Origin of the sequence: Mesorhizobium jarvisii (assembly GCF_003601985.1) — a bacterium.
In the GTDB taxonomy this organism is placed as follows: Bacteria; Pseudomonadota; Alphaproteobacteria; order Rhizobiales; family Rhizobiaceae; genus Mesorhizobium; species Mesorhizobium jarvisii.
This window is the reverse complement of record NZ_QZXA01000005.1, coordinates 144898-160523: the sequence shown is the minus strand read 5'-3', so window position 1 is coordinate 160523 and position 15626 is coordinate 144898. Positions and strand designations below refer to the sequence as shown.

15 protein-coding genes are annotated in these 15626 nt (G+C 65.0%); 8 read left to right on the top strand and 7 right to left on the bottom strand.

From position 1 onward, the window contains the following. The first annotated feature begins 131 nt into the window (after nt 1–131). Nucleotides 132–1310 carry an MFS transporter gene (locus tag D3242_RS14335; protein WP_064980505.1) on the top strand — a complete coding sequence of 393 codons (1179 nt, stop codon included), beginning with the start codon at nt 132–134 and terminating at the stop codon, nt 1308–1310. 104 nt (nt 1311–1414) lie between these two features. Here the strand turns inward: D3242_RS14335 and D3242_RS14330 are convergent, their stop codons facing one another. Next, entirely contained in the window at nt 1415–1870 is a 456-nt protein-coding gene (locus D3242_RS14330; protein ID WP_038648928.1) for a MarR family winged helix-turn-helix transcriptional regulator, read from the bottom strand. A 212-nt stretch (nt 1871–2082) separates the two neighbouring features. On the opposite strand from D3242_RS14330, the gene D3242_RS14325 reads away from it, so the two are divergent. Further along, a complete protein-coding gene (locus D3242_RS14325; RefSeq protein WP_019860513.1) occupies nt 2083–2877 on the top strand; it encodes an SDR family NAD(P)-dependent oxidoreductase in 795 nt (264 codons plus the stop codon). 214 nt (nt 2878–3091) lie between these two features. Here D3242_RS14325 and D3242_RS14320 read toward each other — a convergent pair whose 3' ends face one another. Further along, on the bottom strand, nt 3092–3691 hold the full coding sequence (locus D3242_RS14320) for a LysE family translocator (RefSeq protein ID WP_064980504.1): 600 nt from the start codon (nt 3689–3691) through the stop codon (nt 3092–3094). A 93-nt stretch (nt 3692–3784) separates the two neighbouring features. Between D3242_RS14320 and D3242_RS14315 the strand changes: the two genes are divergently transcribed. After that, complete coding sequence (locus tag D3242_RS14315) at nt 3785–4654, top strand: LysR family transcriptional regulator (protein WP_081295904.1); 870 nt, start codon at nt 3785–3787, stop codon at nt 4652–4654. 60 nt (nt 4655–4714) lie between these two features. Here the strand turns inward: D3242_RS14315 and D3242_RS14310 are convergent, their stop codons facing one another. From D3242_RS14310 to D3242_RS14300, 3 genes are all read right to left on the bottom strand, one after another. Beyond that, nucleotides 4715–5365, bottom strand: a complete 651-nt coding sequence (locus D3242_RS14310; RefSeq protein ID WP_064980500.1) for a dihydrofolate reductase family protein — start codon at nt 5363–5365, stop codon at nt 4715–4717. A 117-nt stretch (nt 5366–5482) separates the two neighbouring features. Continuing rightward, entirely contained in the window at nt 5483–6325 is an 843-nt protein-coding gene (locus tag D3242_RS14305; RefSeq protein WP_019860508.1) for a protein-L-isoaspartate O-methyltransferase family protein, read from the bottom strand. 54 nt (nt 6326–6379) lie between these two features. Then, complete coding sequence (locus tag D3242_RS14300; RefSeq protein ID WP_019860507.1) at nt 6380–7744, bottom strand: Nramp family divalent metal transporter; 1365 nt, start codon at nt 7742–7744, stop codon at nt 6380–6382. A 229-nt stretch (nt 7745–7973) separates the two neighbouring features. Here D3242_RS14300 and mntR point away from each other — a divergent pair, with 229 nt between their 5' ends. Then, complete coding sequence (mntR, locus tag D3242_RS14295; protein WP_064980498.1) at nt 7974–8426, top strand: manganese-binding transcriptional regulator MntR; 453 nt, start codon at nt 7974–7976, stop codon at nt 8424–8426. Nucleotides 8427–8516: 90 nt separating this feature from the next. Next, nucleotides 8517–8705, top strand: coding sequence for a hypothetical protein (locus tag D3242_RS14290; protein ID WP_019860505.1), 189 nt, complete (start codon nt 8517–8519; stop codon nt 8703–8705). 128 nt (nt 8706–8833) lie between these two features. On the opposite strand, the gene D3242_RS14285 is transcribed toward D3242_RS14290, so the two are convergent. Further along, nucleotides 8834–10903 (bottom strand): hypothetical protein, encoded by a 2070-nt coding sequence (locus tag D3242_RS14285; RefSeq protein ID WP_064980496.1) that lies wholly within the window; start codon nt 10901–10903, stop codon nt 8834–8836. A gap of 180 nt (nt 10904–11083) precedes the next feature. On the opposite strand from D3242_RS14285, the gene ypfJ reads away from it, so the two are divergent. From ypfJ to D3242_RS14270, 3 genes are all read left to right on the top strand, one after another. After that, nucleotides 11084–12004 (top strand): KPN_02809 family neutral zinc metallopeptidase, encoded by a 921-nt coding sequence (ypfJ, locus tag D3242_RS14280; protein ID WP_019860504.1) that lies wholly within the window; start codon nt 11084–11086, stop codon nt 12002–12004. Between the two features lie 154 nt (nt 12005–12158). Next, the gene (locus D3242_RS14275; protein ID WP_064980494.1) at nt 12159–13424 is read left to right on the top strand and encodes a TCR/Tet family MFS transporter; all 1266 of its coding nucleotides are present in this window, start codon (nt 12159–12161) and stop codon (nt 13422–13424) included. Further along, a complete protein-coding gene (locus D3242_RS14270) occupies nt 13421–14341 on the top strand; it encodes an aldo/keto reductase (RefSeq protein ID WP_064980493.1) in 921 nt (306 codons plus the stop codon). The genes D3242_RS14275 and D3242_RS14270 overlap by 4 nt, the downstream gene beginning before the upstream one ends. Nucleotides 14342–14343: 2 nt before the next feature. Here the strand turns inward: D3242_RS14270 and carA are convergent, their stop codons facing one another. Then, complete coding sequence (gene carA / locus D3242_RS14265; protein WP_064980491.1) at nt 14344–15549, bottom strand: glutamine-hydrolyzing carbamoyl-phosphate synthase small subunit; 1206 nt, start codon at nt 15547–15549, stop codon at nt 14344–14346. Nucleotides 15550–15626: the final 77 nt, after the last annotated feature.

Sequence of the window (15626 nt, the reverse complement as noted above, 5' to 3'; positions counted from 1 at the left end):
TTCGATCCGTGCCGAACGACCGTGCTGACACAGGGCTGTCAGGATGGTTCAGCTATTTTGCCCTGGCTTCATTGACATCATGCCCTGCTATGTCCAATTGTTCAATAACTTTTGAACTAAGGACACATGCCATGGACAAGCGGATCTTTTGGCTTGCGCTCGGATCGTTTGCGATCTCGACCGAAGGCTTCGTCATCTCCAGCCTTCTGCCCGACATCGCCAGGGATGCCGGCATTTCCATTCCACTCGCCGGCACGCTGATCACCGCCTTCGCGCTCGCCTACGCCATCGGCACGCCGATCCTGGCGACGCTGACCGGTGAATGGGACCGCCGCCGCGTCATCCTGTGGACGCTGGTGTTCTTCGTCATCGGCAACATCGCCGCCGCCCTGAGTTCCTCCTTCGAAGTGCTTCTGATCGCGCGCATCATCATGGCGCTGTCGTCGGGGCTGTTCGCCGCGACCGCGCAGGGCACTGCGGTGGCGCTGGTCGATGACCATCACCGGGCACGCGCCATCGCCGTCGTCGTCGGCGGCACCACGGTGGCCGTCGCCGTCGGGGCGCCGCTCGGCGCGCTGGTCGCGACGATCGCCGGCTGGCGCGGCACCTTCTATGCCATTGCCGGGCTCGGCGCGCTCGCCGGCGCCATCCTGTGGTACCGGCTGCCGCGCGGCATCGTCGGCACAAGGCTGCCGCTGAAGCGCCGGCTGGCGGCCGCCATGCGGCCCGGCGTGATGCCGATCCTGGTGACGACATTGCTGGCGCTGACCGGCGCGTTCACCGTCTTTGCCTATGTCGCGCCGCTCGCCATCGAGGGCGCCGGGCTCAGCCAGATCGCGCTGCCCGGCATGCTGCTCGCCTTCGGCGTCGGCGCCGTCATCGGCAACATTGCCGGCGGCCAGGCGGCCGACCGCTTCGGCGCCACCCGCACCGTCGGCTGGTCGCTGACGCTGAGCGCCGCCATGCTGGTGATGCTGTCGGTCGTGCCGGCCTTCCTGCCGCAGCATATTGCCGGTCCAGCGCTGATGGCGATGATGGTGCCGTGGGGCATCGTCGGTTGGGCGTTCCCGCCGGCGCAGGCCAGCCGCATCATCAAGCTGGCGCCCGATGCCGCGCCGATCGTGCTGTCGCTCAACGGTTCGGCGCTCTATCTCGGCGTGGCGCTGGGCGCGGTGGTGGGCGGTGGCGTGCTGCGCTACGGCTCGCCGGTCGATCTCGGCCTGGTTGCCGCGGCCTTCCCGATCTTCGGGCTGGGTATCGTGCTGGCCGGCCGCTGGGCGGCACGGCCGGTCGCGATGCCGGCCGAATAGTCTCTTCGAAAGCCGTCGGCGGCCAATCCATTTTGACGCAATTCCCAAGGGAAAGCGCTACGCGCTTTCCCGGGAAAACCGTTTCACACTTTTCCTGGAATTGCTTAGGTAGCCGGCGGCAAATCAAAATCCAGCGCGCTGATGTCATCCAGCACCGCGCGCAGGCGTTCCGCCTTTTCCTTGCCCACCACATCCTCGAAGCGCTGCTGGGCGGTCTGCCACAGCTTCATCGCCTCATCGAGCTTGGTCCGCCCTTGCTGGGTCAGCCGCACCCGCTTGATGCGGCGGTCGTCCGGATCGGCGAAGGTCTCGACAAAACCGTCGCGGATCAGCGGCTTCAGCGTGTGGCCGAGCGCCGAAAGGTCCATGACCAGGGCAGCGGCAATGGCGCCCATGGCCGGTTCGTCGCCGATATGGATCTGGTAGAGCAGGCCCTGCTGCGTGGCCTTGAGGCCGGATGGGGCCTGCACGTCATCATAGAACTGGCCGAGCTTGCGCGTTGCTCGCCGCAGCATGGCGTAGTTGCAGGCTGTCAGCCCGGGCAGGGTGTCTTTCGGCATGGTGGTTCCTCGGCGCCGGAGAAAATCCTGTCCGGTCGCTGCCCGACAAATAATCCCGAACGCACTCATTGACAAGATAGTGGCATATGCCTATTTCGTCGAAAGTGGTATATGCCACTAAATCAATCAGGCGGCATGTCGGCGCGCCGAGGCGAATGGCCTGCGGTGCCGGCGGCCAGGTCGAAGCGAACAGAGATAGAAGGAACAGGACAATGAGTGGACAGGCAAACAAGGGCACGGCGGTCGTCACAGGCGCCTCATCGGGCATCGGCGCGGTCTATGCGGACCGGCTGGCCGGGCAGGGCTATGATCTGGTTCTGGTGGCGCGGCGCGCCGACCGGCTCGAGGAACTGGCCGAGAAGCTGCGCTACGCCTACGATCGCAAGGTCAGCTTCATCGCAGCCGATCTGTCCGACGACGACGATGTGCGCCGTGTCGAGCGGATGATATCTGCCGACGACAGCGTGACGCTGCTGGTCAACAATGCCGGCCTTGGTGGCCAGCAGGTGGTGGCAACGGCCGACGCCGATGCGGCCGAACGCATGATCAAGGTCAATGTCATCGCCTTGACCCGCCTGACCCGTGCCGTGCTGCCGGGGCTTCTCGCGCGCAACCGCGGCGCCATCGTCAACATAGCCTCGGTGCTCGCCTATGAAACGTCGTTCGGCGGCATCTACAGCGGCACCAAGGCCTATGTCGTCAACTTCACCGAAGCGCTGCAGCGCGAGGTCGCGGGCACGGGTGTGAAGGTGCAGGTGGTGCTGCCGGGCGCGACCCGGACCGATTTCTGGGAACTGGCCGGCAGCGATATCGACCAGCTTCCCAAGGAAATCGTCATGTCCGCCGACGATATGGTCGATGCCGCGCTTGTCGGCCTGGCCAGGGGCGAAGCCGTGACCGTACCGGCACTTGCCGATGCCGCCAAGCTGGACACGTTCCTCGGCGCCCGCCAAGCCTTCTACGGCAGCCTGCACGCCGACAAGCCGGCGGCGCGCTACGCGGCTTGAGGGCTATCCATGCTTGGGTTCCTCGCCCCCACGAATGTGGGGGAGAGGTGGCTCGGCGAAGCCGAGACGGAGAGGGGGATTGGCGCAATCCTGTCCGTGAATTGGCTTCAAGAAGCCCCTTCCAGCCGCTGGCGCCCCCTCTCCGACCGCTTCGCGGCCACCTCTTCCCCGCTCTAGCGGGGGCGAGGAGCCCAGGTCCTGCTAGGACGGTGTTCTAAGCCGACCGCCACATCGGGATGATCGACGCGGCCAGCACCAGCGCCAGCACGATGTTGAGGGCGCGCCATTGCCATTCGGTCTTCAGCAGCCGGGCCAGGACCATGCCGGCCATGCACCAGAAGGACAGGGAGATGGCGGCGGTGAGGCCGAAGGTCGAGCCGAGCAGCAGAGCGAGTTGTCCCGGGCCGTCGGCCAGTGCGGCGAACGACGCCGCCGCGCCCAGCCCCATCGCCCAACCCTTGGGGTTCATCCACTGGATGCCGGCGCCGCCGAGAAAGCTGTTCGGTTTGGCCATCGCCACGTCGAGATTGGGTGGCCCGGCACGGCCGATCTTTACGGCCAGCCACAGGAGATAGAGCGAGCCAATCACCTTCATCGCCAGTTGCAGCGACGGCACCGCAAGCAGCAGGCCCGCAAGCCCGGCCGCGGCGGCAGCCGTCACCGTAGCGAGGCCGGCGGCGCTGCCGATCATCAGCGGAACCGAACGGCGAAAGCCGAACTGCGCGCCCGAGGCGGTCGACAAGGTCGTGGCGATGCCGGGCGTGGCGGTGGCCACGAAGGCAAACAGGATGAGCGGCAGGATAGGCTGGAGCATGGGGCGTCCTTGTCGTAGCTCCATGGTAGGCCCGTTCTGGCATCAGTAAATGCAATGTTTGCGATATTCGGCATTAGCATCTATAATGCTGAGATGATCCGCAATCTCGATACGGCGCTGCTGCGCACCTTTGTCACCGTCGCCGACAAGGCCAGCATGACGGCGGCCGCCAACGCGCTGCATCTGACGCAAGGCGCCGTCAGCCAGCAGGTCAAAAGGCTGGAGGAGACGCTTGGCTGTGGCCTGTTCGAGCGTGACCGGCGCGGCCTGCGCCTGACGCGGTCCGGCGAGCGGCTGTTCGACAAGGCAAGGCGCCTGCTCAGCCTGAATGACGAGATCTGGGCCGAGATGGCGGGCTCGGCCGTGGCCGGCCAGGTGCGGCTCGGCGTGCCGTACGATCTGGTCGGCACCTTGCTGGCGCCGGTGCTGAAGACCTATGCGGAAACCTATCCGCCGGTCGAGATCTCGCTGGTCTGCGCGTCATCGCCGGAATTGGCGTCAGCGCTTGCGGCCGGAACCATCGACCTTGCGGTGATCGAGGAGCGGGTCGGCCCAACATCGGGCGAATGCCTGGCCATCGACCGGCTGGTCTGGGTCGGCGCCCGAGGCGGCACTGCCCGCGCCAAGCGCCCGCTGCCGGTGTCGATCGTCGCCGACACCTGCGCCTTCCGCCCGGTGGTGCTTGCGGCGCTCAACGAGCATGGGATGGAATGGCGCACCGTGTTCGAGAACGGCAACATCGACGCCACGACGGCGACGGTGCGCTCCGATCTTGCCGTCACCACCTGGCTGGCCTCCACCGTGCCGGCCGATCTCGACATCTTGCCGTTCGATGTCGGGCTGCCGCCACTGCCGAATTTTGCCATTAATTTGCATCTGCCGCGCCACGGCGTCGGCCCGGCCGCGCAGGAGTTCGCGCGGCATATCAGGGATGGGCTGGCGCGGCGGCCGGCGGCGGCTTGAGACCGTGCGGAACTTGGGTTCCTCCCTCCGGAGGGAGAGGAAAGGTCCCAAGGCCGTCCGCTACTTCCAGTTCCTGCGCCGCTCGAGTTCGGCGTCGGACGGCTCGCCCGTGACAAAGGAGCCGACCTCGATTTCGCCAGATCGTTCGTAGGTTGCGATGATGATGCCGGTGCTGGACGTCTGCGACTTCACGAGCTTGAATGCGGCCGGCATCGCGTCATCGCCGAACAGCCGCTTGCCCTTGCCCAGCAACAGCGGGAAGATCATCAGCCGGATCTCGTCGATCAGCCCGTTGGCGAGCAAGGTCTGGATCAGGTTGGCCGATCCCTGGATGAGCAGGTCGGGTCCATCCTGCTGCTTGAGGCGGCGCAACGCCGCGACGATATCTTCCCCAAGCCATTGCGTGTTCTGCCAGGTGAGCGTGTCAGGCCGATGCGTGGCCACATATTTGGTCGCGGGGTTGAAGGCATCGGCGATAGGATCCTTCTGGTACGGCCAATAGGCGTTGAAGATGTCGTAGGTTCTGCGGCCGAGCAGCAGGGCGAAAGGTTTGGAGAAGAGTTCGTCCATTGCCGCGCCGCCCACCTCGTCAAAGTAATGGAAGGTCCAGCCGCCGAACTTGAAGCCGCCGACCGGATCCTCTTCCGGTCCGCCGGGGGCCTGCATAACACCGTCGAGGCTGACGAAGGTGGCGGCGATGATCTTTCTCATGGGTCTCTCCCTTGTTCCATCCACGCCGTCGCGGGCGGATTGTGGCCCAAGGACGGCTGGCCCGCACCCACCCCGACAGGGCCTGAGAAATTTTGGCCAAATCCGCGCATCGATGCCTCAGCTGCCGGGTTTGGCACGGACGTCTTTCGTCGAGAACCAGACGTCGCCGAAGATCGCCGTGGCGGTGCGATCCGGCGCCTTGTGCTGCGTAAGCCAGATCGAGCGGCTGCGCATGGCCTGCTCGCGCGTCGGGATCTTTGCCGCAAGATCCGCAACCGAGGCACCGATGCAGGGGATGAACCAGGAGCGCATGAAGGGATCACAGGCAAAGCCCTTCTCGGTGCGGGTCACCATCACCGCCAGCGGGACGCGTTCGGACGGGCGCCAGGGGAAGATCATGCGACCGCCGGGGCGCAACGCCTTCAGCCATCCGACCGGCGGGGCGACGACGCCGGCGTTGACATAGATGATGTCGGATGGCGGCAAGGGCGTGGTCACGGCGTCGCCATGGACCACCGTCGCATTGCCGTAGATTTCGAGATTCTTGCGCGCCAGCTCGGCCAGCCTGCCGTCGAGTTCGAAGGCGGTGACGGTGCCGCGAGGTGAAACCAGCCTGGCCAGCACGGCGGAGTAGTAGCCGGTGCCAGCGCCGATATGCGTGACGGCCTCGCCGGGTTTCGGCGCCAGTTTCCCGATCCACATGGCGTGCAGGAACGGCTCGCCATTGTTGATGCCCTTGTCGGCATCGAGCGCCACGAGCACGTTCTGGTAGATATGCGCCGGGTCGGCGCTCGGCGTGGTGACCTTGCCGCTCCCGGCGACGATCGTCCATGGTCCCGGGCCAAGAAAGGCTTCGCGCGGAACAGTGGCGAAGACCTCCTCCAGGCGTGGATCCGATGAGGCGGCATTGGCCGCCATCAGCCGGGCGTAGAATTTCCTGATGTCTTCAATGCTGCTCATGACGCCAGCAAAGATAGCGCGATTTGGCGGTTTGTCGCGCTGTCTGGCGGAATTCTAGCTGACCCCGAACAACGTGTCGTAGAGTAGCTTGAAGTTGAGCACGAGGATGATCGCCGCGACCACCCAGGCGAGTGCGGCCACGCCGCGCGGAATGGCGAGGTTGCCCATCTTCTTCTTGTCGGAGACGAACTGCACCAGCGGCACCACCGCGAAGGGCAATTGCATCGACAGGATCACCTGGCTGAACACCAGCAGCTGGCCGGTACCCTTCTCGCCATAGAGCGCGGTCACAACCACCACGGGAATGATGGCGAGGCCGCGCGTCAGAAGCCGGCGCGCCCAGTTGGGGATGCGCAGGCGCAGGAACCCTTCCATGACGATCTGGCCGGCAAGCGTCGCCGTCACTGTCGAATTCAGGCCGGAAGCGAGCAGCGCCACGGCAAACAGGATCGAGGCAATGCTGAGGCCGAGCAGCGGTGACAGCAGCTCGAAGGCCTGGTCGATCTCGGCCACATCCTGGTGGCCGGTGTTGTGGAAGGCGACAGCCGAGACGATCAGGATAGCGGCGTTGACGAACAGAGCCAGCATCAGGGCGATGGTGGAGTCCGTCGTCGCCCATTTGATGGCGTCGCGCTTGCCCTTTTCGGTGCGCTCATAGGCGCGGGTCTGCACGATCGAGGAGTGCAGATAGAGATTGTGCGGCATGACCGTGGCGCCGATGATGCCGATGGCGATGTAGAGCATCGCCGGATTGGTGACGATCTCCGAGGACGGCACGAACATCGAGTGCAGGATCGTGCCGGCCGGCGGCGCGGCAACGAAGATCTGGATGGCAAAGCAGCTGAAGATGATGATCAAAAGCGCGATGACGAAGGCTTCGAGATAGCGGAACCCCTTGTTCATCAACATGAGCACCAGGAACGCGTCGAGCGCGGTGAGGATCGCGCCGCCGATCAGCGGAATGCCGAACAGAAGCTTCAATGCGATCGCGGTGCCGATGACTTCGGCGAGGTCGCAGGCGATGATGGCGAGTTCGCAGGCGATCCACAGCACGAAATTGACCGGGCGCGGATAATAGGCGCGGCAGGCCTGGGCGAGGTCGCGGCCGGTGGCGATGCCAAGCCGGGCGGCCAGCGCCTGCAGCAGGATCGCCATCAGGTTGGACAGCATGATGATGAACAGCAGCGTGTAGCCGAACTGGGCGCCGCCGGCGAGGTCGGTCGCCCAGTTGCCCGGGTCCATATAGCCGACCGAAACCATGTAGCCCGGGCCCATGAAGGCGAACAGCCGGCGGAACCAGACGCCCGAGCTCGGCACGGCGATGGTGGAATTGACTTCGCGCAGGCTGGGCTGATCGTCCTCGTCCCGTCCGGCGAACCGCCATGAGGATCGAGGGGCTGTGGCTTCTGCGTCTGACATGAAAAGGCTTTCCGAGACTTCCGGGGATATCCATAAGCTATGCCATGGCTCAACATTATGCAATATGCTATATTTCATTGTTTGTGCTTTTTGCCGGACGTTCGGCCGGGTTTGCGAAACCGCAATCGGAAACGCCGGTTGCGCCTGTGGGGGAATGCAAATAAACGGCCTGAAGAATCAGAGCCCGTGCTATAAAGCAGGAACGGCTAAACTCCCGAGGAGGAGCGCATTGGCGCCGAAGAACAGACCTGTCCCGCGTGAGCCATTGCCCGACGCCGATGTCCATTCGGAAGGGTTCCGGCAGCAGCGCCAAGCGCGCCGCAGCGCGCTGGTCGAAGATTATGTCGAGCTGATCGCCGATTTGATCGAGGACGGCAACGAGGCACGCCAGGTCGACATCGCAGCGCGTCTCGGCGTCGCGCAGCCGACGGTGGCCAAGATGCTGACGCGCCTTTGCGCCGACGGGCTGGTGTCGAGAAAACCCTATCGCGGCGTGTTCCTGACCGAGGCCGGCCGCAAGGTCGCGGAGGAAAGCCGCATCCGTCACCAGACGGTGGAGGCTTTCCTGCGCTCGCTCGGCGTCAGCGCCGAGACCGCGCGCATCGATGCCGAGGGCATCGAGCACCATGTCAGTGCCGAGACGCTGGAAGCGTTCCGCAAGGCGATGACGGCGCTGCGCTGAGGCGCCCGATCGTTCCTGGGAAGGTGGAACCGCAGCCCCTTGCGCACGTTGCTCCTGACATAGCGCGATATCGCACCAAGGGAGGAAGCAATGGGCGTCGAACAAGCACCAACCGCTAAGGGCAAGCAGGCCGCCAAGGGATTGAAGCAGGCCGCGGCGAAGGACGAGCGCAAGACCGAAGCCGAGACCGGCCATCCCCTGAAGAAGGGTGCGGCGCGTTTCGAGGAGCGCTCGAAAAGCTCCGATGGCAAGAGCGCCGGCGCCAAGCAGAAAAGCTGAGGCCGCGCCGACGTCGGCGGCAGGCGGAGTTGTCTGTTCAGCTGCCGGTTGCCCTCCTATGGCTCCGGGCGTTCGAGCCCTTTCAAAGGTCCGCCGGACCTTTCAATTTGCCTGCGGCAACCGTTCTTTCACTCGCGGACGTCCTGCACCCAGCTCCTTGGGTGGCCGTCGACGCGGAACTGGAAGATGAAATAGGGCGGGATGCAGGTGCCTTCGCCAGGCTTGGCCTGGGGTAAATCGTCATAGCCGGCGGTGCAGATATAGTCCTCGCGGCAGGGATGCGCCTTGTCGCAGGCGCGCAGACCGGCGGTCTTGGTGAATTCCCTGGTGCAGAATTTGTGGTCCTTGCCCGAGGCGATGCAGTCGTTGAAGCCGGTCTTGGCCAGACGGCCGCAGGTGGCCTCATCGGGAAGCTTGTCGCAGCTCGCCTTGCGAAGCATACCGCCGGGGAAGCCGCCGGTCTTCTGCTCGGGGTTGTCGTAGCGCTGGCGCGCCGCGCCATAGCCGGCGAGTTTCACCACCGGCTTCTTGTCGCGCGCGGGGTCAATGGCGCAGGCCTTTGCGGTGGCCGGCGACAGGCGGCAATACTGGTCGTTGCCCCATGTCGACATTTTGATCTCGCCGAATTCGACGGGATCGCCGACCGCGGTGCCCTTCTCGCTGACGCAGGTGCCGAAGCCCGGATGGATGGCGCTTTCGTGGACGCCGGCGCAACGCAGGCCGGCACCGCAGGTCCAGTCCTTGAAGCTTGCGTCGTCACCGCGATAGCAGATCGAGCCCCAGCCATTGTAGAGATCCGTGCCGTTCAGCGCTTCAGCATATTTCTGGTCCGGGCGGGCGGCGAAACCTCTGGTGAAATCGGGATGGCCGCCGGCGGCGAATTGTTCGACGATGGCGCGGCGGCGCGGCAGGTCGGCGAAGAACACAGCCGAGCCCGGCACGAAGACGGCGTTGCGGCGCGGTTCGCTGGCCGGGTCGGCGCCGGTGTAGTGGAAGCCGGCAATGCCATGCGTCTGATGGCAGCCGGTGCAGCTCATTTCGTTCAGCCGCAAATTGAAGCCGGCGACCGACTTGATGGTGGCCAGGGTATTGCCCTTGGCGACATAGTCCTTCAGCGCCTTGTCGATGTCGGCGTCGTCGAGCAGCCCATAGGCGATGTTGTTCTGCGAGCGGCTCAGGCCGCCGGGCGCGACGGAAACGGCGTTCTTGGCCAGGAATTTTTCGTCAATGACGAGCCGGCCATGGTCGAGATCGTAGATGTTGCGGTCGGTGAGCAGCCATTTGGCGAAGGACTTGCCGTCGGCCAGCACCGTGGCGCGGTCGATCTGGTTCTCCATCTTCGCTTCGTAGAAGCTCGAGGTCGCCGGATCCCATTTGAAGATCTTCAGGAGATATTCGGCATGGCCGCCGAAATCGCGCCGTGTCGAAGCCGACAGCCGCAGCACCTGCATGTTGAGTTCGAGCCGCATGATCTGCGAGGAATTGAGCATGGCGCCGGACAGCGGGCCTTCGTCGGAGCGCAGCCAGGCGGCCAGTTGCTCGGGCGGCAGGTCCTTCTGGCCGGCGGCGAGCCAGCGTTGGGCGACGTCGGCGCAGGATACGTCGGTGGCACTTGGCAGATCCTTCGAGGCGCGCGCCTGCACACGCCTCGGCTTGGCGTTGAAGACCAGGCTCATGGTCAGAGGCAGGCGCGAGGAGATGCGCTGCGCCACCTTGCCCTTGGCCGGCTTTTCGGTGACCGAATAGTGGAAGCGGTAGATCAGCCTGATCTCGCCGCATTCGGTGTGGCCGAGATAGCCGCGATCCATGCGGTTGACAACGCCGGTCAGGTCCAGCGTCGAGCCGTCATCGTCGATGTATTTCGGGTTGAATTTCTGGCTGGTGTCGTTCGACTTCGCCATATCAGCGACATAGGGGTCGGGACTGGTCTTCGGCTCGTCCAATATCTCCTGCTTGACCGTGTCGCGCACCGTGGCCAGCGCCGGCACGGAAAACAGGCCGCGATTGTCGACGTCGCGGGTGAGGCCGAGCGCGGGGCCGAGCAGGCGGCTGATCGACAGCCCGCCGCGCTCCAGCGCCTGCAAGGTGGCCGGATCGGTGACGGCGACGCTGGAATCAAGCGTCACAGCGCCGGCCGGCCCGAGGCCAAGGCAAAGCAGCGATGCAAGCAGCGACAGGAATTGGCCGATCGTCTTCAAGTCTCGCTCATCCCCCCATGTGGACGATGCTACAGACCTTAAGCGCGCGGGGCCAGAGCGATGTCCACGTGGTACCGGCATCGAAAAACACTGTGACTTGGCGCAACCATTGGGATAATTGTTTGTTGGGTTGAGCCGGCCTTGCCGGAGCAACGAGGAAGTTCATCACGGGGAGTTGCCATGCTCTGGAGAGGCCGTCGTCAGAGTGACAATATCGAGGACGACCGCAGCGACAGCGGCGGTGGTGGGATCGGCGGCGGCGGCGGGTTCCAAATTCCTATCGGCGGCCGGACCGGTGGCGGCGGCAGCATCCTCCTCGTCATCCTGGTGGTGATCGCGGGATGGTATTTCGGCTTCGATCCCTCGGCGATCCTGGGCGGTGGCGATGGCGGCTTGCTGCCGGGTGGCGGTGGCCAGATATCAGACAATAGCGGCGGCCAGGGCAGCGGCACGGCACCCGCCAATGACGAGATGAAGCAGTTCGTCGCGACGGTGCTTGCCGAAACCGAGGACACCTGGACCGGTATCTTCAAGTCGCAGGGCCTGACCTATGAGGATCCCAAGCTGGTGCTGTTTTCCGGCCAGGTTCGCTCGGCCTGCGGCTTTGCCTCGGCGGCGGCCGGGCCGTTCTATTGTCCGGGCGACCACAAGGTCTATCTCGACATGACCTTCTTCCAGCAACTCGACCAGCAGTTCGGTGCCTCGGGCGAGTTCGCGCGGGCCTATGTCGTCGCGCATGAGGTCGGTCACCACGTGCAGAACCTCACCGGCATCATGTCCAAGTTCAACCAGATGCGGCAAGGCATGAGCGAGGCCGATGCCAACCAGCTGTCGGTGCGCATCGAACTGCAGGCCGACTGCTTCGCCGGCGTGTGGGCGCATTACACCGCGCAGAAGGGCATATTGGAGCAGGGCGACATCGAAAGCGCGCTCAACGCCGCCAAGCAGATCGGCGACGACACGCTGCAGAAGAGGACGCAGGGCTATGTCGTGCCTGAAAGCTTCAACCACGGCACCTCGCAGCAGCGCCAGACCTGGCTGGCGCGCGGCTACAAGAGCGGCAAGCTCTCGGACTGCAACACGCTGAGCGGCCCGATCTAAGCACTCGCCTCACGGGCTGGCCTGACGACGAAGTCGTCGTCAGGGAGAGTCAGGATCAACGATTCCTGGCTGTTCTCGCATTGTTCCTTTTTGCGCGCTCGCCTATAAGGTTCGTCCGCCTGCGCCCCGGGCGACCAGAGGAGCCTGACCCATCATGATCGACCCCAAAACCGCCAGGCGGGGCCTCGCGCTGGTTTTCACCACGCTGCTGCTGGATATTATCGGCTTCGGCATCATCATGCCGGTGCTGCCGGCCTATTTGCAGGAATTGTCCGGTGTCAGCATCAGCGGCGCGGCGATCGAAGGCGGTTGGCTGTTCTTCGTCTATGCGGCCATGCAGTTCTTCTTCGCGCCAATCATGGGCGGGTTGAGCGACCGGTTCGGGCGGCGGCCGATCCTGCTTGCCTCGGTGCTGACCTTCTCCATCGACAATCTGATCTGTGCCGTCGCCTGGTCCTATCCGATGCTTTTCATCGGCCGTGTGCTGGCCGGCATTTCGGGCGCCAGCTATTCGACGACGTCGGCCTTCATCGCCGATATCTCGAACGATGAGAACCGGGCGAAGAATTTCGGCCTGCTCGGCATCGCCTTTGGCGTCGGCTTCGTCATCGGCCCGGTCCTGGGCGGGTTGCTCGGAACGTTCGGGCCGCGCGTGCCGTTCTATTTCGCCGCCGGGCTCGCTTTAGTGAACTTCCTGATCGCGATGGTCTTCCTGCCCGAAACGCTGGATGAAAAGCATCGCCGCCGCTTCGAGTGGAAACGTGCCAACCCGGTCGGCACGCTGCTGCAGATGCGCCAATACAAAGGCATCGGCTGGATCGGCCTGGTCTTCTTCCTGATGACGCTCGGGCACATGATGTATCCGGCGGTCTGGTCGTTCGTTTCCAGCTATCGCTACGGCTGGAGTGAGCAGCAGATCGGTTTTTCGCTAGGCGCCTTCGGCCTGTGCGGCGCGATCGTCATGGCTACCGTGTTGCCGCGTGTGATCCCGAGGCTCGGCGAGTGGAAGACGGCGGTCATCGGCCTGACCTTCACGGCGGTGAGTGCCTTCGGCTATGCCTTCGCTTCGCAGGGATGGATGATCTATGCGGTGATCGTCGTCGGCTGCCTGGAGGCGCTGGCCGACCCGCCGCTGAGGAGCCTCGCCGCCGCGAAAGTTCCGCCTTCGGCGCAAGGCGAGCTGCAGGGCGCGATGACCTCGCTCTTCTCGATCACCTCGATCATCACGCCGCTGCTCTACACGGCGATCTTTTCCTGGTTCACCGGGCCAAGCGCGCCCGTGACCTTCGGCGGCGCGCCCTATCTGGTCGGTGCGTGCTTCCTGGTGCTGGCGCTCATCGTCTTCGTCACCAAGGTGGCGAGACCGGTGACGGTCGCAAGCGCCACCACCGACGTCGCGGAAGACGGAGCACAGGCATGAGCCATGGCAGCCGCATCGCGCTGACCAGGGACGGGGTATCGCTGTCGCGGCTGGTCTTCGGCGCCTGGCGCCTGCTCGACGGCGGCGCCCGCCCGGATGCCGATCAGGTCGCGCGGCTGATCGGCACCGCCGTCGATCTCGGCCTGACCAGTTTCGACCATGCCGATATCTATGGGAACTACGAGGTGGAGGCGGCGTTCGGCGCCGGGCTGTCGCGCTGGAAGGGCAAGCGCGATCAGATCGAGCTGATCTCGAAATGCGACATCATGCTGGCCTCGGCCAACCGGCCGCAGAACCGGCTGAAGCACTACGACACCAGCGCCGCCCACATAGATGCCTCGGTCGACCGCTCGCTCGCCAATCTCGGCACCGATTATCTCGACCTGTTGCTGCTGCATCGGCCGGATCCGCTGATGGATGCCGATGAGACGGCGGCGGCATTGGCCGGGCTGGTCAAATCAGGCAAGGCGAGGGCGGTCGGCGTTTCCAATTTCACGCCGTCGCAATTCGATCTCCTAGCCTCGCGGCTGCCGTTCGCGCTCGCCACCAACCAGATCGAGATGTCGGTGCTGAAGACGTCCGCACTGGCCGACGGCAGCCTCGACCACGCGCAGCGCCTGGCCTACGCGCCGATGATCTGGTCGCCGCTCGGCGGCGGCTCGCTGTTCACCGGCAAGGAAGGCCGGGAGGCAAGGGTGCGGGCGGCGCTCGCGGCGGTCGCCGCCGAGGTCGGCGCCGGCGATCTAGCCGCCGTCGCCATCGCCTGGCTGCTGCGGCATCCGGCCCGGCTGGTGCCGGTGCTGGGGTCGATGAAGCCGGAACGGCTGGCGGCCATGGTCAAGGCGCTGGAGATCAATCTCGACCGCCAGCAATGGTTCGCCATATTGAAGGCGAGCGAGGGGCGGCCGGTGGCTTAGGATCAGGCCCGTTCGGCCAGCAATTCCTCGCCGCGCTTTTGCCGGATCAGGTTGACGAAGCGGCGGAACAGATAGTGCGAGTCCTGCGGGCCGGGCGAGGCTTCCGGATGATGCTGGACCGAGAACACCGGACGGCCGGTGAGTGCGATGCCGCAGTTCGAGCCGTCGAACAGCGAGACGTGGGTTTCCTCGACGCCCTCGGGCAGCGAGTCCGCGTCGACGGCAAAACCGTGGTTCATCGAGACGATCTCGACCTTGCCGGTGGTGTGGTCCTTGACCGGATGGTTGGCGCCGTGATGGCCCTGGTGCATCTTGGCGGTCCTGCCGCCGAGCGCCAGCGCCAGCATCTGGTGGCCGAGGCAGATGCCGAACACCGGAATGTCGGTCTTCAGCAGATCCTGGATGACCGGCACGGCATAGTCGCCGGTGGCTTCCGGATCGCCGGGGCCGTTGGAGAGGAAGATGCCGTCCGGCTGCATCGCGAGGATTTCTTCCGAACCGGTGTTTGCCGGAACGACAGTCACCTTGGCGCCGAGGCCGGCAAGCAGGCGCAATATGTTGCGCTTGACGCCGTAGTCGATGGCCACGACGTGCAGCGATGGCTCGGCCTGTTCGCCAAAGCCTTCGTTCCACACCCAAGGCGTCTCGCGCCAGACCGAGGACTGGCCCGAGGTGACTTCCTTGGCGAGGTCGAGCCCGATCAGGCCCGACCATGCGGCGGCGCGTTGCTTCAGATCGTCGAGGTCGAACACGCCGTCCGGCGCATGCGCGATGACGGCATTGGGCATGCCCTTTTCGCGGATCAGCGCGGTCAGCGCGCGGGTGTCGATGCCCGAGAGCGCGACGATGCCGCGCTTCTTCAGCGACTGGTCGAGGTGGCCGGCGGCGCGGTAGTTGGACGGGTTGGTGACATCGGCCTTGAACACGGCCCCGACTGCGCCGGCGCGGGCGGCCGGATTGAGGTCCTCGATGTCCTCGCCATTGGTGCCGATATTGCCGATATGCGGGAAGGTGAAGGTGACGATCTGGCCGGCATAGGACGGATCGGTGAGGATTTCCTGGTAGCCGGTGAGCGCGGTGTTGAAGCAGACTTCGGCGACGGCGGAGCCGGTGGCGCCCAGGCCGCGGCCCTCGATGACGGTGCCGTCGGCCAGCACCAGAAGGGCGGTCGGCTTTTCGGTGGCCCAGGCGGGCGTCATCTCGGCCATGGCGGCACTCCTATCTGGCTGTGCGCTTCGATGACGGACCATCCGCGCAGCAAACGGCGTGGCAGCGATTTCTCGAG